General features: G+C 48.2%; 23 protein-coding genes. 7 read left to right on the top strand and 16 right to left on the bottom strand.

The window, feature by feature from the left end; translation table 11 throughout:
* The coding region (locus GC178_09290) for an IS200/IS605 family transposase (GenBank protein MBI1287759.1) at positions 1 to 104 on the top strand (104 nt) is incomplete at its 5' end.
* A 149-nt stretch (positions 105 to 253) separates the two neighbouring features.
* Here the strand turns inward: GC178_09290 and GC178_09295 are convergent.
* The gene (locus tag GC178_09295; protein MBI1287760.1) at positions 254 to 838 is read right to left on the bottom strand and encodes a hypothetical protein; all 585 of its coding nucleotides are present in this window, start codon (positions 836 to 838) and stop codon (positions 254 to 256) included.
* A 21-nt stretch (positions 839 to 859) separates the two neighbouring features.
* A complete protein-coding gene (locus tag GC178_09300; protein MBI1287761.1) occupies positions 860 to 2,818 on the bottom strand; it encodes a glycoside hydrolase family 97 protein in 1,959 nt (652 codons plus the stop codon).
* 138 nt (positions 2,819 to 2,956) lie between these two features.
* Here GC178_09300 and GC178_09305 point away from each other — a divergent pair, with 138 nt between their 5' ends.
* The 3 genes from GC178_09305 (at position 2,957) to GC178_09315 (ending at position 5,207) form a co-directional block, all read left to right on the top strand.
* Entirely contained in the window at positions 2,957 to 4,309 is a 1,353-nt protein-coding gene (locus GC178_09305; protein MBI1287762.1) for a choice-of-anchor B family protein, read from the top strand.
* 116 nt (positions 4,310 to 4,425) lie between these two features.
* Positions 4,426 to 4,821, top strand: coding sequence for a hypothetical protein (locus GC178_09310; protein MBI1287763.1), 396 nt, complete (start codon positions 4,426 to 4,428; stop codon positions 4,819 to 4,821).
* A 14-nt stretch (positions 4,822 to 4,835) separates the two neighbouring features.
* Entirely contained in the window at positions 4,836 to 5,207 is a 372-nt protein-coding gene (locus tag GC178_09315; protein ID MBI1287764.1) for a hypothetical protein, read from the top strand.
* Between the two features lie 228 nt (positions 5,208 to 5,435).
* On the opposite strand, the gene GC178_09320 is transcribed toward GC178_09315, so the two are convergent.
* Both GC178_09320 and GC178_09325 read right to left on the bottom strand, forming a co-directional pair.
* Positions 5,436 to 6,068 (bottom strand): tetratricopeptide repeat protein, encoded by a 633-nt coding sequence (locus GC178_09320; protein ID MBI1287765.1) that lies wholly within the window; start codon positions 6,066 to 6,068, stop codon positions 5,436 to 5,438.
* A 102-nt stretch (positions 6,069 to 6,170) separates the two neighbouring features.
* Positions 6,171 to 6,962, bottom strand: coding sequence for a hypothetical protein (locus GC178_09325; protein MBI1287766.1), 792 nt, complete (start codon positions 6,960 to 6,962; stop codon positions 6,171 to 6,173).
* Between the two features lie 118 nt (positions 6,963 to 7,080).
* Here GC178_09325 and GC178_09330 point away from each other — a divergent pair, with 118 nt between their 5' ends.
* On the top strand, positions 7,081 to 8,097 hold the full coding sequence (locus GC178_09330) for a taurine catabolism dioxygenase TauD (protein ID MBI1287767.1): 1,017 nt from the start codon (positions 7,081 to 7,083) through the stop codon (positions 8,095 to 8,097).
* Between the two features lie 22 nt (positions 8,098 to 8,119).
* Here GC178_09330 and GC178_09335 read toward each other — a convergent pair whose 3' ends face one another.
* Both GC178_09335 and GC178_09340 read right to left on the bottom strand, forming a co-directional pair.
* Positions 8,120 to 8,815, bottom strand: coding sequence for a hypothetical protein (locus GC178_09335; protein ID MBI1287768.1), 696 nt, complete (start codon positions 8,813 to 8,815; stop codon positions 8,120 to 8,122).
* A gap of 23 nt (positions 8,816 to 8,838) precedes the next feature.
* Positions 8,839 to 9,654, bottom strand: coding sequence for a hypothetical protein (locus tag GC178_09340; protein MBI1287769.1), 816 nt, complete (start codon positions 9,652 to 9,654; stop codon positions 8,839 to 8,841).
* Between the two features lie 23 nt (positions 9,655 to 9,677).
* On the opposite strand from GC178_09340, the gene GC178_09345 reads away from it, so the two are divergent.
* Positions 9,678 to 10,673 (top strand): bile acid:sodium symporter family protein, encoded by a 996-nt coding sequence (locus tag GC178_09345; GenBank protein MBI1287770.1) that lies wholly within the window; start codon positions 9,678 to 9,680, stop codon positions 10,671 to 10,673.
* A 112-nt stretch (positions 10,674 to 10,785) separates the two neighbouring features.
* Here GC178_09345 and yidD read toward each other — a convergent pair whose 3' ends face one another.
* The 6 genes from yidD to GC178_09375 all read right to left on the bottom strand — a co-directional run bounded on the left by yidD (position 10,786) and on the right by GC178_09375 (position 14,626).
* On the bottom strand, positions 10,786 to 11,028 hold the full coding sequence (gene yidD, locus GC178_09350; protein MBI1287771.1) for a membrane protein insertion efficiency factor YidD: 243 nt from the start codon (positions 11,026 to 11,028) through the stop codon (positions 10,786 to 10,788).
* A gap of 30 nt (positions 11,029 to 11,058) precedes the next feature.
* Entirely contained in the window at positions 11,059 to 11,472 is a 414-nt protein-coding gene (locus GC178_09355) for a TonB family protein (protein ID MBI1287772.1), read from the bottom strand.
* A 59-nt stretch (positions 11,473 to 11,531) separates the two neighbouring features.
* Positions 11,532 to 12,731, bottom strand: a complete 1,200-nt coding sequence (locus GC178_09360; protein ID MBI1287773.1) for an aminopeptidase — start codon at positions 12,729 to 12,731, stop codon at positions 11,532 to 11,534.
* Positions 12,732 to 12,827: 96 nt separating this feature from the next.
* The gene (locus tag GC178_09365; protein ID MBI1287774.1) at positions 12,828 to 13,319 is read right to left on the bottom strand and encodes a hypothetical protein; all 492 of its coding nucleotides are present in this window, start codon (positions 13,317 to 13,319) and stop codon (positions 12,828 to 12,830) included.
* Between the two features lie 99 nt (positions 13,320 to 13,418).
* Positions 13,419 to 14,246 carry a sterol desaturase family protein gene (locus GC178_09370; GenBank protein ID MBI1287775.1) on the bottom strand — a complete coding sequence of 276 codons (828 nt, stop codon included), beginning with the start codon at positions 14,244 to 14,246 and terminating at the stop codon, positions 13,419 to 13,421.
* The gene (locus GC178_09375; protein ID MBI1287776.1) at positions 14,243 to 14,626 is read right to left on the bottom strand and encodes a hypothetical protein; all 384 of its coding nucleotides are present in this window, start codon (positions 14,624 to 14,626) and stop codon (positions 14,243 to 14,245) included. Before GC178_09375 ends, GC178_09370 begins: the two co-directional genes overlap by 4 nt.
* A gap of 151 nt (positions 14,627 to 14,777) precedes the next feature.
* Between GC178_09375 and GC178_09380 the strand changes: the two genes are divergently transcribed.
* The gene (locus GC178_09380) at positions 14,778 to 16,406 is read left to right on the top strand and encodes an FAD-binding dehydrogenase (GenBank protein ID MBI1287777.1); all 1,629 of its coding nucleotides are present in this window, start codon (positions 14,778 to 14,780) and stop codon (positions 16,404 to 16,406) included.
* A gap of 45 nt (positions 16,407 to 16,451) precedes the next feature.
* Here the strand turns inward: GC178_09380 and GC178_09385 are convergent, their stop codons facing one another.
* Genes GC178_09385 through GC178_09400 form a run of 4 tightly spaced genes read right to left on the bottom strand, consistent with a single transcriptional unit; the run spans position 16,452 to position 20,130 of the window.
* Positions 16,452 to 16,844, bottom strand: coding sequence for a DUF1801 domain-containing protein (locus GC178_09385; protein ID MBI1287778.1), 393 nt, complete (start codon positions 16,842 to 16,844; stop codon positions 16,452 to 16,454).
* 6 nt (positions 16,845 to 16,850) lie between these two features.
* A complete protein-coding gene (locus GC178_09390) occupies positions 16,851 to 17,363 on the bottom strand; it encodes an NAD(P)H-dependent oxidoreductase (GenBank protein ID MBI1287779.1) in 513 nt (170 codons plus the stop codon).
* A 47-nt stretch (positions 17,364 to 17,410) separates the two neighbouring features.
* Positions 17,411 to 17,857 carry an SsrA-binding protein SmpB gene (gene smpB / locus GC178_09395; protein ID MBI1287780.1) on the bottom strand — a complete coding sequence of 149 codons (447 nt, stop codon included), beginning with the start codon at positions 17,855 to 17,857 and terminating at the stop codon, positions 17,411 to 17,413.
* On the bottom strand, positions 17,854 to 20,130 hold the full coding sequence (locus GC178_09400; GenBank protein ID MBI1287781.1) for a RelA/SpoT family protein: 2,277 nt from the start codon (positions 20,128 to 20,130) through the stop codon (positions 17,854 to 17,856). Before GC178_09400 ends, smpB begins: the two co-directional genes overlap by 4 nt.
* Positions 20,131 to 20,163: the final 33 nt, after the last annotated feature.

The raw sequence follows: 20,163 nt of genomic DNA on the forward strand, positions 1-20,163 counted from the left end.
GGTGTTGGAGTACAGGCAACATAACAGATGAAATGGTGAATGAATATCTGGAGCATCACAGAAGGAGTGATGACAATGGCGGAAGCAATTTCATCATTGAGTGAAAGACGACTTTCAGTCGTCAATCAAACCTATGGACTTTTAGTACATAGTCGTTTAGTCCATCATTAGAGAATGAGAGCCGTGTCGGCCAAGGTAAATTGCGGTTCCAAGGAGTTATCTTGTATTGGAAGTTTCCTTCTGTTCCATCACATCAGGTCAGCTTCTTCTTGCGCTGCTTCCACATGTGGCCGTAAAGTTTTGGGAAGAAAACGAAGTAGGAGAGGGCCACGGCCGCAAGTGCCACATTGATAAGGTTGAACTCGAACGCCCGCCATTTCCAGAAGGTGAACATCACCATGAACTCACCTGTGACACCCAGCGGATAAAGCAGAATGAAGAACGTGTAGCGCGAAAAGGTGACAAAGCCAACATTCAATTTGAATATCTCAGTGAGGTAGTACAACGCGCGGAGGATCTCGGTAATGCCCCACGCGATGCTCACCAAGGCAAAGCCCGAAAGCCAACCGGTTTCATGAAGCAGATCAGCTGGAATCCAGTTGAGGATGAATACGATAAGGAGGCGCGAGAAGACCTGCATGGCCGTGAGAAGCCAATTGGCGCCTGCAATACCGATCACCGCATTCATGATCTCGAAGATGGCCAACGCTTGCGCGAACGTCAGCATCAATAAACTCTGCTCATCGAATGCCAGACCATGCAATAGTACATGGAACAGAAAGAGCGACCACGCCAGCAGCGTGATGATGTTGAAAGCAATGAGCCAGACCTTCTTCATATTATCTGGTTGATGGATGCCCTAAGTTCCTGATTTTCTGATAACCGCTACCCAACCGCCACCTTCGGCCATCGATATCACATATTTCATGGTAGGAACAATGCTTGTCTCTTTGAAGTATTCGTAGCTCGAACCGTTCTTCCGCGTGTCCTCCGCATCGCGCCAAAGCTCCATTTCATACTGTCCACTACCGAGGAATGCAAGGTCGATGCTGATGGTCTGGCCAACGGCTCCCGTCATGCCGCCAATGAACCATGTATCGCCTTTTCTTCGTGCCAATAGAATGTGTTCTCCGACCTTGGCATCAAGCACAATGGTCTCGTCCCAGGTTGTGGGTACTGCGGCCAGGAATTTCATGCACTCAGGTTCCTTTTCGTAGGCGGTGGGTGCATCGGCCAACATCTGCAATGGGCTTTCAAAAACCACATATTTGGCCAACTCGTGGCAGCGGGTGCCTATGCTTTTCGGATGCTTGAAATTGCCATGATGCTTCTTCGGGTTGCCGATATTCTCCATGGCACCGGGAGTGTAGTCCATCGGCCCGGCAAGCATGCGGGTAAATGGAAGCGTCACATCATGCGTAGGCGTGATGGCGCTGCTCCATTTGTTCCATTCCAATCCGCGCACACCTTCAAAGGTCAGCACGTTCGGGTAGGTGCGTTGCAAACCTTTCGGGCAATGGCTTCCATGAAAATCCACCAGCATTTTGCGGGCGGCAGCTTCCTTGGCCACTTTCTCATAAAAAGCGATCATCTCCTGATCGTTCCGCATCATGAAGTCCATTTTAATGCCCGCAATTCCCCAATCGGAAAACTGCTTGAAAGCATCGTCAAACTGCGATTCGAGGGTTTTCCAAACCACCCAAAGGATCACATTCACATTCTTCTCCTTGCCGTAGCGCACCAGTTCGGGGATGTCAATTTCCTCTTTCACCTTCAGTAGATCGCCCAATTTGTACCAGCCTTCATCCAGCACGATGTATTCGAGACCGTTCTTCGAAGCAAAATCGATGTAGTATTTGTAGGTCTGCGTGTTGAGGCCGGGTTTGAAATCCACACCTTCCAGTTGTAGCGCATTCCACCAGTCCCACGCCACTTTACCGGGTTTTATCCATTCGGTATCAATCATTTCCGTTTCGGAGGCAAGCAACCAAGGCAGATTCGAGGCAAAAAGTCCTTCCTCATCATCCGCAATGGTGAACACGCGCCAAGGATAGCTTCGGTTGCCATTGGTGCGAGCGATCCAATTGTGCTTGAATGCAGCCATCTCGAAACGGTCGAAAAACTTGATCTCTGAGGCTGGGTACGGTGGATGAATGCCTTTGTAGCCACCTTCGCCATCTGTTTTCAGATACAGACCGGGATAGTCGTGCAGATCCGTCTCCGTGAACATGATGAACGTGCCATTGTCGCGTTTCCATAATACGGGAAGGCTTGCTTTTTCACCTTTCCGCAATTGCATGCTACTGGTAGGAATGAATTTCTGCTCGTTGCTGGAGTAGAAGGACGTTTCCTTCGGATACCACACTTCGGGGTCGGTGGTCAGTTCAAAACCCATCATTTCCTCTTTGATGGTCACTTCCTGTTCGAATGAGGTGCGAAGACGATAGCTGAAGCCTTCATCATAACATCGGAAATCGATGCTCAGGCCGCTTTCAAACTCCAAGGAAAGTTCGTTGTAGCCTTCATGTATCTCGCTTGAGCGGTACGGTACAATGGGTTTCACGATTCTGTCAACCGAATTGGTGCTCGACTTGGCATCGAATTCCTTGTGCCCCAAACGGTTCTTTTTGCCGATCAGGAGTCCCATCGGCTTTCCGTACATGATCAATTTCCCACGGTAATACAACCGATAGACCGTGTTAGCGCTGACCAGGATCTCCACTTTGATGTCTCCATCTGGAGACTTGAGAAAATATTCTTGCGCCCTTCCTGTGAAAGCTGCGAGAATGATGGCAAGCAAAATGAGCGTTCGCTTCATGCAATTCTGAATTAAGCCGCCAAGTTGCCGAATTGTTGTGAACTGCGCCAATTGCGGGCAACATTAATAATGAAGTATCTCTCATATCGGTCTTTTGACGGGTTATTCCGTTGCGAACTTTGAGTTACTTTCGGCCGCATGAAACACCTTTGCACCATTCTTTTCTGTGTAGCTGCAAATTCACTTTTCGCGCAGGGAAGTCTGAATATCGATTCGCTTTTCAATTGGCAGGATTCGACCATCATTCCTTCCACGGCACACAATAATCGCTACAACGAGATATGGGGCTACGCCAAGAATGGGAAGGAGTATGCCATCATTGGCAGCTCCAAGGGCACGCACATTTTTGATGTGACGGTTCCGGCCGAGTCGGAGCAGGTGGTTTTCATTGAAGGGAAAGTAACTGGCTCAACGGTGGTTCATCGCGACTTCCATGATTTTGATGATTGTCTCTACATGGTTTCCGATGAGGGAAATGCCTCCTTGCAGATAGCCGACCTTCGTTTCTTACCCGATTCGGCACCGTTGGTTTATGACAGCGGGGAGCTGTTCCCAAGGTCGCACAATATTTTCATCGATAGTTCCAGCGCACGGATGTACGTGTGCGGTGGACCACTGCTGTTTGCCGTTTTCTCGTTGGCCGATCCGACCTCACCAACGCTATTGCTCAATTGTCCGTTGGATGTTCCGTTCTGGGGACCGATCGGTTATGTACACGACACCTACGTGCGTGGCGATACGGCCTATCTGAATGCAGGAACCAACGGACTTTTCGTGGTCGATTTCCATGACATCAACAACCCTGTAATGATCGGTTCCATGGATGTGTACCCGCAGAGTGGCTACAACCACAGCGGTTGGCTCATGGCCGACAAACCGTACTATGCCTTGGCCGATGAAACATTTGGGAAGGACGTAAAGATCGTGGATGTGTCCGATATGGCCGATCTGCATGTGGTGGACACCATTACCTCTGGCGTGGATGAGAACTCCATTCCTCACAACCTTATATATAGGGGAGATCAGTTGTTCATCTCATACTACTTCGATGGACTGTACATGTTCGATTGTTCTGACCCGACCCACCCACAGTTGGCGGGGTTTTACGATACATCCACCGAACCGCATGTCAATGGACTGTACCGTGGTTGCTGGGGCGTTTATCCGCTGTTGCCTTCGGGGCATATTCTTGCGTCCGACATGCAGACGGGGCTTTGGGTCTTCGGTTCCAACTTGGTTGCTGGCGTCAACGAGCCATCCAAAGATGCAACAAAGGACTTGACCGTATATCCCAATCCGGTGGAGAATGTACTTCATCTTGGAAAAAACTACACCAACATCCGTTATCGTATTTCCGACATGGCGGGTAGAGAGGTGATGCACGGGAAGAGTATTGGAACCATCGATGTGTCGGAACTTGGAACAGGTATCTACGTGATCACCGTACTTGCTGACGATGCAACTCTTCAGAGCCGCTTCTTTAAGCGTTAAGGCCAAGCTGTTCCGCTTACAGACTTTTATCAGTTTTTTCAACGACCGAGGTCACAGTTGGTCATAGTGATGTGGGGTTACTTCGCTTCCAGAAGTTAATCATTAAAAACACCATCATGACAACAACAACTGCCCCCAAAAAACACATTGACGAACTGCATTTCGAGCATCGCGTGTGGACGAATAATATGAAGTTCTATCTGGATGAGCTTCTGATCTTTGAAAACCGATTGGGTGAACTTGTTCAGAAGAACAGTAAAACGGAAGTAACGGCTCAGATAGAGCATTTTCAGAATCAGTTTATCCGTCAGCGAGAAGTAGCAGAAGAGTTGATCAGCAAATGTGGAGATCACGAGAAGTTTCTTGCCAATCAGGCAAAAGACCATCCAATTGCCATTGATCATGTGCTGTTTGCCGACCATACCAAATTGCGTGAAGAGGTGAACACGTACGAAAAACTTTACCGCGAATTGAAGGATGAGTTCATGGCTTTCGTGGCCAAGTGGATGTAATAAAGGAGCCAGCCATGAAGTTGCACATAGACGACAAGCGGATCATCTCCGCTATTCAGGAGGAATTCAGCAAAGGCTTCCCTTATCTGAAGATCGAATTCTTCAAGAAGCCGCATGAAGCAGGTGAGACTTCTGCAAAAGAAGACATGCTGCCAACCGATTCTCCGATTGGAAAGTGGAGAACTGCACACAATGAGGGAGAGCTTACCATCACAAAAGACTCAACGGTGGCTGAAGTGGAGAGCGGTTTCCAAGAGAAATTCGGGATAGCGGTTCAGGTTTTTCGCAGATCGGGAAAGGTTTGGCTGGAGACTTCTGCAACCGATGGTTGGACGCTTTCCGAGCAGAACGATCAAGCAGCATTTATGGAACAGGAAGTTGGCTAACGCCAACGGAACGCTCAAGGGTTGGATGGTGCCCTGACGTTCCCGCCCCTTCTCGAAAGAGGAGGGGCTTTCTTTTTGCGTGCAATCGATCACAGTAATGATCGAGAAGATACTCGTTGGCTTATCGTAATCCACTCCAGAAAATGTACGTCCGATACTTCTCAGCGATAGAAATCAACACTTTCAAGGAGAAAGTGTGTGTGATTTTGGGAAATTCCGGAAAAGAGATTATTGACAGAGGTCTGGCCAATCAGTTTTAGCCCGGGAATAACCAAGGTCCAATGATTTTCTCAGATCTTGGCAGCCACCTCCATTGTCTTCCATAAAGCGCTTAAGATGCCCCCGATGATAAAGCGCTTCTGCCAAGCGCGATTTCATGTATTCAGCCTTGCTTCCCTCGATCTTGGATCCTTCATAATCGGCCAGAACCTTTTTGATAGATGCCTTGTACTCGTGCATTTCCACCAGATTCTCCGCTATTTCCACCGCACGGTTGTAATCTTCCATGGCAGCAGGAAACTCGATCTTCTGGAATTTGATGCCACCACGTCCAACATACGCTTCTACAAAGTTCGGATCAACCTCAATGGCCTTGTCAAATTCGGCCTGCGCTTCATCATACTTGCGCTGCTCTTTCAGCGTAAGCGCCAGATCGTAGCTTTTGGCTGCTTCTTCGTATGGGGTCATGGCCGGAGGAGCATCGGTGGTATCGGAAGCAGCTTTGGCCTTGGCTTTGGCCGCAGCGATCTTCTCTTCCTTGGTCATAGACGACTCGGGCTTCTCCGAACCTGCGGTTCCAGCTTCTTGAGCGTGCAGCGATACACAACACAGGCAGAAGAGCAATAGATAAACGTATCTCATCAAAACTCCAATTGCGGTGCAAGATAGTATTCTTGCCTTTAATAACGTGGATGCCGAAAATTTGGGATTACACAATTTTTAACAACCGATATTTGATAAACCTCAGTTGCTTTTTTCCTTCTTCGAAGCTTCAAAAGAACGTTGTTTGTTCAGAATGGCAACGGTCAGTTCGTATTCGGTGTACCGATAGATCTGATCCTCTGAAAAGTTGCAATAGTCCATGAACTCGTGCAGCTCGTCTCCTTCGTAGCCAGTTATTCGATTAACGACCTCATCGTTGAACTTCTGATAGTTGTAACGATGCTTCTCTTGCTGCGCCTCCAAACGGTGCAATTCCTGCCGTGCCTTGGCCTCTTTGCTCAGGTTTCCGTAGATGAATGAAGCAGGGTTGAGAAGGTATTTCGCCTTTTTGATCTCCTGTGCATCTTCGGTTACGGGAATGGTTCGCGGGTCTTTCGGTGGAGCTTTGATACCCACGATCTTCACCGTTCCGTCATCGGTTTCCAGATCCATGAAGCGGTCTCGGAACTGTTCCTTGGTGCCGAATGGGTTCACTTCCACTTCCAAGAGCTGATAATCGCGCGGGGAAAGCCGTACCTCAATGTAGTCGGCCTCCATTTCCTTTTGGGTAATGATGAGGGCTTTGCTGTGATACCCGATGGAGCTGAACACCAGACTGTCGCCCAGATCTACCGGAACTTTGAAAGCTCCTTCGGGCGAAGTGATCGTGGCGAGTGAATCGGTCAGATTGAGAACGTGCACCGCAGGAACGGGGGCGGAAGTGAGATTGTTTTTGATGATACCTCCAAGCAGAACGCGATCCACATCGCGGTTCTGCGCTTGGGCAGAGCCGAAATACAACAGCACCATTCCGAGATAAAGAAGTTTCCTCATTGGTTTCACAAAGTACGGATATTCGGTTGGAAGGATAACCGTGCCAAACCTATGGAATCCTGATAATAATTGTTAATGCTGTTGGCATTTTGCAATTTCGGGACTTCAATCCCAGAACATGCCGAACACATTATATACTGTATCTCCCAACGGGGACGATTCGAAGGAAACGTTGGTCTCGCGCATTGCCAGCGAGAAGAATTCCCTGAAACAGGAACTGTTGAAGAACGGAGCCATCATGTTCCGTGGGTACAATATCCGCACACCCGAAGATTTTGAGGCAGTGGCCTTGGCCTTGGAGCCTGGACTTCAGAACAATTACGCAGGGACTTCGCCACGAAACAGTCGAACCAAGTTTGTGCATTCGGCCAGTGAGTTGCCAGGGCATTACCCCATCATGCAACATTGCGAGATGAGCTTTCTGCCAACGGCACCACGCTACCTGTTCTTCTTCTGCTACGTGGAACCAAAAGATGGAGGCGAGACGCCCATTTGTGATTTCCGCAAGGTGTATGAGCAGATGGATCCAAAAATCCGAAGAGACTTTGAGGAGAAAGGTGTGCGACTCATCCGTAACTACACGGGGCCAAACTCCAAGTCAAGGAACGATGTCTACCAACTCAAAAAGTGGGATGAGCTATTCAAGACAACCGACCACGAAAAGGTGGAAGAGGAGTGCAAGAAGAATGATCTACATCCAACATGGTTGCCGGATGACCGTCTCCGTTTGGTGAATGACCGCCCTTCGGTACAGAAACATCCCGAAACGGGTGAGATGGTGTGGTTCAATCACCTTCAGGTCTTCCATCGCGAAGCGGCTGCCATCGAATATGAACACATTTATAAACGCAGAGGCGATTTCTTTTCGCTGCGCTATCTGGTAGCGCTGAAGACCATCACGTTCTTCAAGCGCATCTTCAAGAAGACAGAGGACGAGGCCATGCACATGGTCTTTGCCGATGGAAGTGAGATTCCGCGTTCGTATGTGGAGCACGTGGAAAAACTCATTTGGGACAACCTTGTGGCCACCCCATGGAAATTGGGAGACGTGCTGATGATCGACAATTTCAGCACCTCGCACGGCCGTTTGCCATACAAAGGCCCACGCGACATTCTGGTGGCCTGGAGCGCCTGATTTGGCTGTGTTCTTATCAGGGTCAGATGACCATCCGCTTGTTCTTAACAGAAATAAGGTAAAACCAAAGACAAACACCAATGACGGTCAACCCTACCGAGATGTACCATTCCATTGCGGATATGCTGAGAAGCATTGGAAGAATAAGCAACGAAATAGCATCGAACAGCGGTTTATTGTAAGCAAATTTCGAGTTGGTCTTGGACCGATTGAAGTAAAAAGCTGAGACGCCCCCAATTGCCGTACCGACCCCAAGAAGAAGTGCAAGGAAAGAGTTGTCCTCATTCTGCGCAGTAGATTGTGAAACGAATACGATGTACCCGCCAATCAACAAACTTACAAGAGTGACCAAGGCCATATTCATCGAACTGAGTTTGGGCCAAGGCTTGGCTGGCTTTACAACTTCTTTGAATTCGTTTTCGGGTAAGAGCTTCAGTTCATCACGCCTTAACGAACTGAATCCAAGTTTTCCTGTGAAACCTGCAAACAGAATAGGATTTGCTGCGGCTATCCTGCTGTCAACTTGAATGGGGGTTGACCTGTAATAGTCGGGCCACATTTTTACTTGAATGAAGTGTGTACCATCCTCCAATTCAAGGTCTATGGTCTCGTCAATGCTTTTGATCCGCGCAGTTTCTTCACCGTCCACAAAAATCCGAAAAGCCATGGCACTACCATTCAGTTCGGGTATACGGTATATTTGAATATGGTAGGCCATCGACTTGTGCTAATTACAGCATTTTATTTCTCTTCTCTCAGCGTTCCATCGGGATTCCATCTTTTCCAACCCGGCATGGCAACACCGAAACGAAACTCGCCTTCATGTAGCTTTTGCCCGTTTGCTGACCATTCGACATTTTTTCCGTGGTACATTCCATCAAAAAAACCGTGTCCCTTGTCTTTGAAATAGATTTTTTCAGCTTCAATGTGAGCCCGTCCTTTCCAGTACCAATTTTCTGAAACGAAGAGTGTGTCCGCATCTTTTCTCATGACGGTTTTGGTTATTGAATCGGGTTCTAAAGGTGCCTCATAATCTATCCAACCCCACTTGCCAACCTTTTGATGGAAATAATGACCTCGCTTTCCTTTTTTGTCCGTAAACCACATCTCGTAGGTATAGGGCTGCTCTATGAATTGATGCGTGTAATCAATTTCAAGACGGATCTTCCCGTTTCTCCAATATTCTCTGTAACCGACCATTTCGCCCTTTTTCACATCATATTGCAATCCTATGGTGCCCTTTCTGTCCGACCACCTGTAAGTACCATCCATTGGAATAGGATGCCCGATTTCAAGTATCTCTCTTGAAGGTCTTTCTGCCTTGGCTCTCGGGCTCATGCCTTTTGAACTGAGAGGTATGGTGTTTGCCCCATGGTCGTAGTAGGTGTACCGATAATAAACGGCTTTGGTGCTGTCCTTCACTTCATTCCAGCGTTCATCAAGGTAAACGGTCCATTTACCGTTCTTCTTACCAAGCGTATCAAGTTGATTGATGGCTTCTTGGCACAAGGCGGAATTGGCAGCGAAAAGAAAGAGGAGAAATAGAGAACCTTTCATGTTGGTGGAATTTGTGTTTTTCCATGGATGCAGAAACGTTTCGTTTTCCATATACGATATCTCCGATCGTATTCATTTTCAAATCAGCTTTAATAATTCGTAATTGCGACTTCGAATTTCAGACCGTGCAAGAAAAAATAGCCATCAACTTTGATCCGAACAGCCAAATGGCGCTCAATTTCCTATTGGCGTTCATCATGTTCGGGGTGGCGTTGGATCTGAAATGGTCAGACATTACGCGTGCATTCCGTAAGCCAAAATCAACGCTGCTCGGACTGTTCTCTCAGTTCATCCTGCTCCCAGCCGTCACCTTTATTCTGGCATTGGTCTGGAACCCGATTCCCGGATTGGCATTGGGAATGTTTCTGGTAGCCGCCTGTCCGGGTGGAACCGTATCGAACTTCATGAGTTCCATGGCCAAGGCCGACCTGGGACTTTCGGTTACGCTAACGGCCATTTCCACCTTGCTTTGCGTGTTCTTCACCCCTTTCAATTTCGAACTGTGGAGTGGGCTTTACCCTGATACAGGGAATTTGCTCAAATCTGTGAGTTTGGATGCCATCGAGCTTTTCAAAACCGTTTTTCTGTTTCTCATACTGCCGGTCTTCATCGGCATGTTCGTTGGTGCTAAAAAGCCTGTGCTTACGGGTAAGATGCTCAAACCCATCCGTTGGGTTTCCATGCTCATCTTCATTGCATTTATTGTGGTGGCATTTCTGAAGAACAAGGACAACTTCATTGCCTATGCAGAATTGGCCTTGGCATTGGTCATCGTTCATAATTTTTTGGCCCTTGCCACAGGTTATCTGGTAGGAAAGGCAGGCAGGTTGGGCGAACCCGCCTCACGTTCGTTGGCCATTGAAACAGGTATTCAGAACTCAGCCTTGGGGCTTATCATCTGCTTCAAATTCTTTCCGGAAATAGGGGAGATGGCCCTGCTTTGCGCCATGTGGGGCATCTGGCACATCATTTCGGGTATGACGATCTCCATCATCTGGAACAGAACCGCAACGGCCTAATCCACATCAAGGTCGAAGTATTCGAACAGTCCGAAGAGCACGGCCAGCCAGATAAGCCCCTTCACCAAGAAGAAAAGGAAACCGAGAACACCGATGCGTCTGAGCCATTGTCTCATGGCTTTTCATCTCGTTTCGGCACCGGGTCGTAGCCATGCCCGCCCCACGGATGGCAGGAGGAAATGCGCCTGATGGCCAACCACAGTCCTTTTATCGGCCCCCATACCTGAATGGCCTCCATGGCATAGGTGGAACACGTGGGCGTGTACCTACAGGTAGCCGGCAACCAAGGCGAAATGGCGCCTTTGTAGAACCTGATCGGCAGGATCAGAAGGAACGAAAAGAACTTTGTGAACATTCGATACTTAGAGGTTGGGCACAGTAATTCTTATGGTTCAAACGTTACTGGAACAGTATAGAATGTGTCTAAAGGCTTTCCATTCAGATCAGTTGATGGCTTCCAGTCCAAAGAAGTCAACAGTTTTGCTACTCTAAGCGCTTCTCTATCAATGTCCTCCCTAACTCCATGGACAACTTCAAAATCTCTTAGCTCTCCAGTCTTGGAAACAATGAATTGGACATAAACTATTCCTCCGATCTTTTCCGATTTTGCCAGTTCAGGATACTTCAGGTTTTCTGCAAGCGTTTTGAATACTTGTTTCTCAATGGCTTCGTGGTTGTCTGGCATATTAGAGACCGTCATTTCTGTGACCTCTTGTGCTGTGGTGTCTTGTCCGGCTACAGTATTAGAATACACTGTTCCAAACAGAGCGAAGAAAAAAATAATGGTCTTTCTCTGCATCTTCGATATCACTCCCAACTATCAGATAACCCTAATAACCAATAACCCAATAACCATTTCTAAATCCCCAGCTTCTTCTTGATGTCCTTCGGAATGGCATCCTTGTGCAGGAAGATGTTCATGGTCTTGTAGCGGGCGTAGGCCTCTGAGGCGTAGAAATACCCATCACAATCGTTGTATTTCAACCCCCATGAGTTCTTGACAATGAAGTACTTGTTGCCCATCTGGTCCTTCACCAGCCCTGTTACGTGCATGCCATGGTCATCCGTGGTCTCGAAGTTGTCGAACGCCTCCTGACGTTCTTCCTGCGTTACCCAACACTGCTCCACAGGCTCTTCAAACGCATTGCTGCTTTTTTCGGCACCACCATCGTTGTAATACTTGCCGTCCTTTCCTCTTTTCTTGATGGTAGTTTCATCCTTAGGCAGAATTGCCAACCCTTCGCGGAAAGCGAACCCGTCTTCCGAAACATCGGCTCCCCACGCAAAGGTGTAACCGCTGCTTACGGCATGTTCCATTACCTGCATCAGTTCATCCAACGGAACGTTGTAGCACAACCCGAATGCCCAGTTGTCGGGAATTTCGAGTACGAACTGTGAGTAGAACGGATGGTGCGTGTAAGAGGTGATGGCCACATAATCGTCCATGTTCAGACCAAGCTCATCGGCATACGAGCGGGGCGTGTAGTTCTTGCCGTTGTAGGTGAACTCCTTCGGGTCATCGCCCAAGTAGGCGTCCAACACACCCGAAATGGCCTTCTTCCAAGCAGGCGTCAGCGTTTTTTGCGGGTTGTCTTTGATTACCTTGACCGAAGCCGTGAGAATACCGTCCAGTTCCTCATGGTTATGCGTTTCCGAACCGTATTCGAGACCCTTATATACTTCCTGCGGCACAATGCCGTAATGACGGATCACCCACGGAATATCGTGGAAGGCACCACCGGGACCGAAGTTGTGGTTGCCATGCATGCGGATGTAATTCTCGGCCTTGCCCTCGTAGGCTTTGCGCACCACATACATTTCAGAAAGCGTGTGCTCGCCCTTGCCTTTGCGCAGCAGTTCCGATTCAAAGTAGGAGAGGGTGGAGAAACTCCAGCAGGTGCCAGTGTTGTTCTGGTTCTCGATGGGCGTGGCATCGTAGCGGTTTATCAGGTCGAAAACGTACTTGCTGCCCTTCTTGTTGGTGAGGGTATCCTGTGCGAATGTCTGTCCTGCCAGCGCAGCCAGCAGAAGCAAGGAAAGGGTGCGGAAGATCTTCATACGGTTACTTTGGTTCAATTAAAAGTGGCGCAAAGATAATGGTGGTTTTTTGGTGGTTTGTTCTTGTGCTCAGTAGGTGTTGGAGTGTCATTAGTTTCATTCCTTTTTGGTTACCAGATTATTTTCGATGATCTTAAAGAAACTCGTATCCTGATGATTGCATTCTCCAAGTACAATTTCCAAATGAACTTCCTGTCCTTTCTGAATTCGAATTCCTTCGGCCACCAAGGTGGTCAGACCCATAGCTTCAACAATCAGTTCAAACTTCGATGTGTCAGGATATGGAATGATTGTCATGTTGAATTCATTATTCAGATCCAGAAAAGCAGAATACTCCCGTTTTGTCGATTGATTGATCATTAATATGGTTGCAAACCCAATATCGGGATGTCCAGTAACATGTTTTTCTCTAACAGAACCAGAGACAATACAAATATCCCTTTCACTCTGTGTTGACACGTTTATTCTTGCCAACTGACTTTCTATTTTGAGAGAAATAGCGTTTCCACACAGAATCAGTTTTTTACTTGAGCATGATAGAATCACTGTCACGCAGAGCAAAATTGCGGTTACAAGTAAGTATTTCATTTACTGACATTCCACTAAAAATAATACGTTAGTTAATCACGACCATTTCGCTTTGTACGAACAGCAAAGAGCTGGATTGAGATTGACTGGGGTACCATCCTAAGCATTGAGTTTAATATTGGTCGATACGCGTTTTAACTTACCCCAAAGGTTCTTTGGAACCAATGGCTCGATGATTTGTCCAAGGTAAGAACTTGGTGATTCTTCGTTGATTCCGAATCTTTCCGGTTCGTGGTCAGGACATTTATAGGTGCCAAACATCACATCCATGATCGGTGAAATGTTGGCGTAGTTTCCTGCCTTTCTGTCCAGATCATGATGCCAATGATGGAGTTCTGGTGCTCCGATCAAAACTCTCAAAGGTCCAATAGGTAGTCTTACATTTGAATGAATGTATATTGCCCATATTCCTCTAAAGGCAATGACACCTGCGATAGATTCCAGCGGAAATCCCATGATGAACGCGGGTAAGTTTATCAGTCCGATCGTATAAAGAGAGTCTATCGGATGTTCTCTATGTGCTGCCAGCCAATCAAGGTGTTCTGCACTATGATGCACCTTATGGAATCGCCAAAGAAAATCAACCCTATGTTGTAGTCGATGTCCCCAGTATATCAAGAGATCACTGAAAAATAGTACCTCAAATACTTGAATTGGAAATGGTTGTTCTTTAATGAATGCTTGGAAAGTATCGGGAACCATCGAAGTCAGGTGCTTGCCAAATAAGTTCAGAACCCAGAAAACCAAACCCGACCAGAGCACATATTGTCCCAGAAAGAAGCAGAAATCCAAAAACCATTTGATCCTGAATACTTTTTGTCCCTGTTTTGCAGGAAAGACCTTTTCCATTGGCAGAAACACCAAGGTCAGAAAGCACAGACTGATGGCCGTGGCCTCTATTGTATCAATGAGAGATTCCCCTGTCATTTTTTGTTCAAAGAGTCCATCAGAACCGAATCCAACTTTAATTTCCGCATATCCTCCGCTTTAAAAACATAACCGGATTTTGAACTGACCATCATAGGGTCAATCATAAAGGTTGAATCTAATTTGACACCGTTGGAATCCTTGGTCTGAGACGCATGATCTGTAAGGATAATAACCTTTGATGACGACAACATTTGAATTCCACCCGGAGTTTCGGCTTTTGGAAACGTGTCTGCGTGATTGCTTAAGGCACTTCCATTGGGGCTTACCGGGTGTGATGTCCTCGGTCCACCAAAATACCCTGATCTATACGCCACGAAGGCAATGATCAGCGTTGAGAACAGAAATAATGTAATTCCTTTGATAATGTTGCTCTTCATTCGGTTGTTTTTTCAGCAGGATGAAAACGTTTCCGCTAAAGATAACGCCTTCGTACATGGCGCGGCCATTCGATTCCGACAAGTAATGCTGCCCGTCCGCATTTCTGACAATGGCGGGATATGATAACTTTAGCCGCATAATCTCTACATGATGAAAGAATACAAAGCCGATGCGGTGATTGTAGGTGGTGGAATTGCAGGCATAGCCGCAGCCTTCGAACTGCTGAATGAAGGACAGAAAGTGCTGGTGATAGACCGCGATGTGGAGGCCGAACTGGGTGGACTGGCCAAGTGGAGCTTCGGAGGGATGTTCTTCGTGGATTCGCCCCTACAGCGCAGAGGCGGTATCAAGGACAGTGTGGACCTTGCTTTGAGCGATTGGCATTCAGTGGCCGATTTCGGGGAGGAAGACGTTCTGCCGAAGGCGTGGGCCGAGCAGTACGTGAACATGTGCACCGACCATATTTACCGTTGGCTCACCAAGGAGCACGGCACCAAGTTCTTTCCCGTGGTGCATTGGGTGGAGCGCGGATTGTTCAAACCGGGCAATTCCTACCCACGGTTCCACATGGTGTGGGGTACGGGAAAAGGGTTGACCGATGACCTTATCAAAAGCCTGCGCAACCATTCCAAGACCGCTACGCATCTGCAAATGGTGTATCGCCACAAGGCAGAGGAACTGATAGTGGAGGGCGGTCGCGTGGTTGGCGTTACCGGAATGGACGAGGAAGCCAATGTGCCTTTTGTGGCCAAGGGCGAGAACGTGCTGGTGGCCACAGGCGGCATGGGTGGCAACATTCAGCGTGTAAAAGATACGTGGTACAAGCCGTGGGGCGAACCACCAGAGGTGATCCTGAACGGGTCGCATCCGTACGCGTTGGGCGATATGCACGATGCCGTAGGGCGCGCCAACGGAAACGTGACGCACTTGGACTGGCATTGGCACTATGCGGCAGGGGTGCGGCACCCACGTCCGAAATGGAAAGACCACGGACTTAGCCTCGTGCCGCCCAAATCGGCCTTATGGCTGGATCATACCGGAAAGCGTTTTGGTCCGAATCCACTCATTACCGCTTATGATACCCGTTGGACGGTGGAGGAGATCTGCAAGCAGGAGAAGAAGTACAGTTGGCAGATACTGAACATGAAGATCATGATCAAGGAGTTTGCCATCAGCGGGTCCGAAAGCAATGAGTCCATCCGCGATAAGAACCTGGTGGGCTTCCTCAAAGACATCCTTCTCGGCAATACAAAACTGGTGAACGACATGATCAACAGTCCCGATTTTGTAACGGCCAACACCTTGGAGGAACTGGTGGACAAGATGAACGCCCTACAGGGAACGGACGATGTAAAACTGGAGCACGTGAAGCAAAGTGTGCTGCCTTACGATGCCATGATCGACCGTGGCCCGACCTTCCATGATGATGAGCAGCTTCGTAGAATTGCACACGCTCGCCAATACCGTGGCGACAAGGTGCGTACCTGCAAGTTCCAAAAGATCGTGGATCCAAAGGCGATGCCGCTGGTGGCCATCCGCGAATCCATTCTATCGCGCAAGACATTGGGAGGCATTCAGACCGACCTCGGTGGTCGCGTCATGAGCATACCCGTCAACGGGAAGTCAGAACCTATTCCGGGGCTTTATGCCATTGGCGAAGCAGCCGGTTTCGGTGGCGGTGGGTCGCATGGCAAAGGTGCCCTGGAAGGTACATTCCTTGGTGGCTGTGTGCTCACCGCACGCATTGCGGCCAAAACGATAGCGGGGAAGAAATTATGAAGTAGGGACTCCTGCGAGGTGGAGCAGCATTAAAGCATTTTGGTTTTACTTCAGTCGCTCAAGCACGCCTTTGCGCTTTACAATGTTCTTGTAATCCCATTGGATGTTGCGCGATTTTTCGAGCCACCGTTGTAGGTGCTGACTTTCGATATCCTCCACAGCATTAAAGAAGACAGAAGCATCTTTGAATTTCGGTCCACGCACGTTCAACCCTTCTTCATCAAAACTTGCTCCGCTCCAGAACATGAGCCTGATGCCGGATTTTTGTTTGCTGTACCCGACTACAGGATTGCCATCCAAGAACCAAACGGGATGCCCGTGCCATATTTTGCTCTCTGCTTCCTGTAGATGTTGGTCGATCTCTGTTGCCAACCTGTCGCAGATGGGCTTTTGTTCTGAGGCTTGGCGTTCGTTGTAGGCTTGTATCTCTGGTTTCATTCAATCTCAAAATAAGGAAAGTGCTTCCGAAATAAGCTGCTTTATGTCTTCATCCAAGTTTATCTCGCCATTCTCAATGGGAAGTTCCGTTCTGTAGAGAGGCAACGCTGCCACGACTCTCGCTTTGCTTGCCTTGAGCGATTCTGTAAGCGATGCCATAGCATACGCACCACGTGGTTCGTGAGGCGTGAACGTGATCGGAAGAACAGGTTTGTCGGCCAATTCGCCCGAATGGGTCATCCATTCCAAGGCGTTTTTGAGAACGGCTGGAATGTTGTGCAAGTATTCCGGTGTGGAGATGATTACCGCATCTGCCTTCGCAACCCTATTCCTAAGCTTTTGTACAGAATCAGGAATTCCTGCTTCTTCGCGTTGCGGAGTATACAGAGGCAATTCCCAAAGGCCATCAACCACCGATATTGAAAATGATTCGGAGAAAACTTTCTTCAACGTTTCAAGCAGAAGAAGATTTGCACTTTCAGCACTGGCAGATCCGTTTATGGCCAAGATGTTCTTCATCAGGTCAAAGGTATGTCAATGGCTTGCGTGCCAATGTAGGAAAGCCATCAACGGTTTATCGCACGGTCCATTTCCCGTTTCACGTCCCGGTCTTTGATGCTGTCGCGCTTGTCGTGGATCTTCTTTCCTTTGGCCAAGGCAATGTTCAACTTGGCGTAGCCGCCATCAGAAATGAAGAGTCGGGTAGGGATGATGGTCAATCCTTTGTCTTTGAGTTTGTTCTGGAGTTTTTTCAGTTCCTGACGCTTGAGGAGCAGTTTGCGCTCCCGCTTGGGTTCGTGGTTGTTGTAGGTTCCCTGCTCGTATTCTCCGATGTGCATGTTCAGGATGTACAGTTCATCGCCATGAAAGGCGCAATAGCCTTCTGAAATGCTCACATCTTTTTGACGAATGCTCTTTATCTCGGTGCCAAAAAGTTGCAATCCGGCCGTGAACTCCTCCAAAAAGGCGTACTCGTACTTGGCGTTTCTATTGGTGGCGATCACTTCCATCATTTTTCCAATTCGTCCTCGCGAATGATCTTCTTGATTCCGCTCACCTTCTTAAGGTTGGCCACCAGATTGTTGAGGTGATGAATGCCCTCTACCATTACCTTGATGCGGCCTTCGAAAACCCCGTCATTGCTTTCAAATGCAATGCTCTGCATGTTCACATTCAGGTCTTTGGAGATGACTGTTGTGATGGCATTCACCAATCCGACATCATCGATTCCCGTAATGAGAATTCCTGTTACAAATGAAGTGTGGTCTTCCTTGCTTGCCCAACTTGCCGGTACTACGCGGTAAGCGTAATTGCTTCGGATGTTGATGGCGTTGGGGCAGTTGGTGCGGTGGATCTTGATCCCTTCATTAATGGTCACAAAGCCGAATATGTCGTCTCCTGGGATTGGAGTACAGCACTTGGCAAGCACGTAATCCATTTTTTGGCTGGCATCACCAATAACGATGGTATCGCCTTTGTCTTTCGGTTTTGGCTTTGGTGAAGGTTCCGATTTCTTGGTCTCGGTGCCAGTTCCCGTCAAACGGTTTCGAAGGACGTTATACCATCTCGAAGCGCTTTTGCTGTTCTCAATGAACTCTTTAACGTCTTTGAAATCGATGGTCTTCTTGGCAATGCCGATGAAAAAATCCTGACTCGTCTTGACCTTGAAATGCTTGTGCAGCTTATGAAGCATGTCGTGATCGAGGTTGACCTTCAGTTGCTTCATCTTGCGTTCCAGAATTTCTTTACCATCCTCTGCAATCCGTTTTTTCTCCTCTTTAAGAGATTGCTTGATCTTGGATTTGGCCTTGGCCGTTACCACAAACGTCAACCAATCCTCTTTCGGTTTCTGTTTGTTGCTCGTGAGGACCTCCACCTGATCGCCACTTTGAAGTTTGTGACTCAGTGGGTAGAGTTTTCCGTTCACCTTCGCTCCAATGCAGCGCATACCTACTTCGGTATGGATGTCAAAAGCGAAATCCAGCGAAGTGGCATCTGCAGGTAGCGTCCGCACTTCACCAGTAGGTGTAAATACGAATATCTCCTCCGCAAAAAGGTTCAGTTTGAAGTCATCAATAAAATCGATGGCGTTCGGGTCGGGACTTTCGAGCAGGTCACGGATCTTATTCAGCCACTCGTCAAAACTACTTTCAGCATTCTGCGCCTGGTCTTCTCCCTTCTTTGTGGCCTTGTATTTCCAATGCGCGGCCAATCCTTTCTCCGCAATGTCGTCCATGCGTCTGGTACGTATCTGAACTTCCACCCAACGACCTGTATCGCTCATTACGGTGGTGTGCAATGATTCGTAACCGTTTGATTTCGGCTTGCTCACCCAGTCTCGGAATCGGCTCGGATTCGGAACGTAGTGATCCGTAACGATGGAATAGGCCTTCCAGCAGTCCGATTTTTCCTGATCAGGCTTGCTTTCTGTAATAATGCGGATGGCAAAAAGGTCGTACACTTCCTCAAACGGTACGCCCTGCGCTTTCATCTTCCGTGCTATGGAATACACCGATTTTGTACGGCCTTTGATCTCGTATTCCAAACCTGCTTCATTCAACGAGTTGATGATAGGAAGACTGAACTTGTTGATGAATCGCGTACGCTGCCTTTGAGATTCACGCAGGTTGTTTACGATGCTCTCATACAATTCAGGCTCAAGGTATTTGAACGAAAGATCCTCCAGTTCGGTCTTGATGGCGTAAAGCCCCAAACGGTGTGCAAGCGGGGCATACAGATACATGGTTTCTGATGCGATCTTCAACTGCTTGTCTCTCCGCATCGAATCGAGCGTACGCATGTTATGCAGTCGGTCGGCCAGTTTGATAAGAATCACCCGAATATCGCTGCTCATCGTCAGCAACATCTTTCGGAAATTCTCAGCCTGCAGGCTCTTGTCTTCCTGAATATCGAGTACGCTGGAAAGTTTGGTCAGACCATCGATAATCTGTGCCACCTTGTCCCCGAACATTCTGCGCATGTCCTCCACGGTCAGGTCGGTGTCCTCAACCGTATCGTGCAAAAGCGCACAGACGATTGATTTGGCACCCAGACCGATCTCTGACGTGACGATCTCCGCCACCGCAATAGGGTGGTAGATGTACGGTTCGCCCGACTTTCTGCGCATGTCCTTGTGCGCATCCAATGCCACATCAAACGCCTTACGGATCATCTTCAGGTCGCCCTTTGCCTCGTGGCGCTTGGTGGAGCGCAAAAGCTTTTTGTAGGCTTTCAGAATATCCTGTTTCTCCTTCTCCGGATCTATCGCTGGCATCTTATCGGACATGCTTCAAAGGTACATTTTCGAGTTCTCGTTAAA

The sequence above is a fragment of the Flavobacteriales bacterium genome (assembly GCA_016124845.1).
Lineage (GTDB): Bacteria > Bacteroidota > Bacteroidia > UBA10329 > UBA10329 > UBA10329.

Bases quoted from the DNA above. Each gene is read 5' to 3' on its own strand.
- smpB (MBI1287780.1), bottom strand. From the start codon at position 17,857: ATGATGGAAGTGATCGCCACCAATAGAAACGCCAAGTACGAGTACGCC.
- GC178_09375 (MBI1287776.1), bottom strand. From the start codon at position 14,626: ATGAAGAGCAACATTATCAAAGGAATTACATTATTTCTGTTCTCAACG.
- GC178_09295 (MBI1287760.1), bottom strand. From the start codon at position 838: ATGAAGAAGGTCTGGCTCATTGCTTTCAACATCATCACGCTGCTGGCG.
- GC178_09370 (MBI1287775.1), bottom strand. From the start codon at position 14,246: ATGACAGGGGAATCTCTCATTGATACAATAGAGGCCACGGCCATCAGT.
- GC178_09390 (MBI1287779.1), bottom strand. From the start codon at position 17,363: ATGAAGAACATCTTGGCCATAAACGGATCTGCCAGTGCTGAAAGTGCA.
- GC178_09345 (MBI1287770.1), top strand. From the start codon at position 9,678: ATGGATGCAGAAACGTTTCGTTTTCCATATACGATATCTCCGATCGTA.
- GC178_09320 (MBI1287765.1), bottom strand. From the start codon at position 6,068: ATGAGATACGTTTATCTATTGCTCTTCTGCCTGTGTTGTGTATCGCTG.
- GC178_09335 (MBI1287768.1), bottom strand. From the start codon at position 8,815: ATGGCCTACCATATTCAAATATACCGTATACCCGAACTGAATGGTAGT.
- GC178_09400 (MBI1287781.1), bottom strand. From the start codon at position 20,130: ATGTCCGATAAGATGCCAGCGATAGATCCGGAGAAGGAGAAACAGGAT.
- GC178_09325 (MBI1287766.1), bottom strand. From the start codon at position 6,962: ATGAGGAAACTTCTTTATCTCGGAATGGTGCTGTTGTATTTCGGCTCT.
- GC178_09330 (MBI1287767.1), top strand. From the start codon at position 7,081: ATGCCGAACACATTATATACTGTATCTCCCAACGGGGACGATTCGAAG.
- GC178_09355 (MBI1287772.1), bottom strand. From the start codon at position 11,472: ATGCAGAGAAAGACCATTATTTTTTTCTTCGCTCTGTTTGGAACAGTG.
- GC178_09360 (MBI1287773.1), bottom strand. From the start codon at position 12,731: ATGAAGATCTTCCGCACCCTTTCCTTGCTTCTGCTGGCTGCGCTGGCA.
- GC178_09305 (MBI1287762.1), top strand. From the start codon at position 2,957: ATGAAACACCTTTGCACCATTCTTTTCTGTGTAGCTGCAAATTCACTT.
- GC178_09315 (MBI1287764.1), top strand. From the start codon at position 4,836: ATGAAGTTGCACATAGACGACAAGCGGATCATCTCCGCTATTCAGGAG.
- GC178_09385 (MBI1287778.1), bottom strand. From the start codon at position 16,844: ATGAAACCAGAGATACAAGCCTACAACGAACGCCAAGCCTCAGAACAA.
- GC178_09340 (MBI1287769.1), bottom strand. From the start codon at position 9,654: ATGAAAGGTTCTCTATTTCTCCTCTTTCTTTTCGCTGCCAATTCCGCC.
- yidD (MBI1287771.1), bottom strand. From the start codon at position 11,028: ATGTTCACAAAGTTCTTTTCGTTCCTTCTGATCCTGCCGATCAGGTTC.
- GC178_09365 (MBI1287774.1), bottom strand. From the start codon at position 13,319: ATGAAATACTTACTTGTAACCGCAATTTTGCTCTGCGTGACAGTGATT.
- GC178_09310 (MBI1287763.1), top strand. From the start codon at position 4,426: ATGACAACAACAACTGCCCCCAAAAAACACATTGACGAACTGCATTTC.
- GC178_09380 (MBI1287777.1), top strand. From the start codon at position 14,778: ATGAAAGAATACAAAGCCGATGCGGTGATTGTAGGTGGTGGAATTGCA.
- GC178_09300 (MBI1287761.1), bottom strand. From the start codon at position 2,818: ATGAAGCGAACGCTCATTTTGCTTGCCATCATTCTCGCAGCTTTCACA.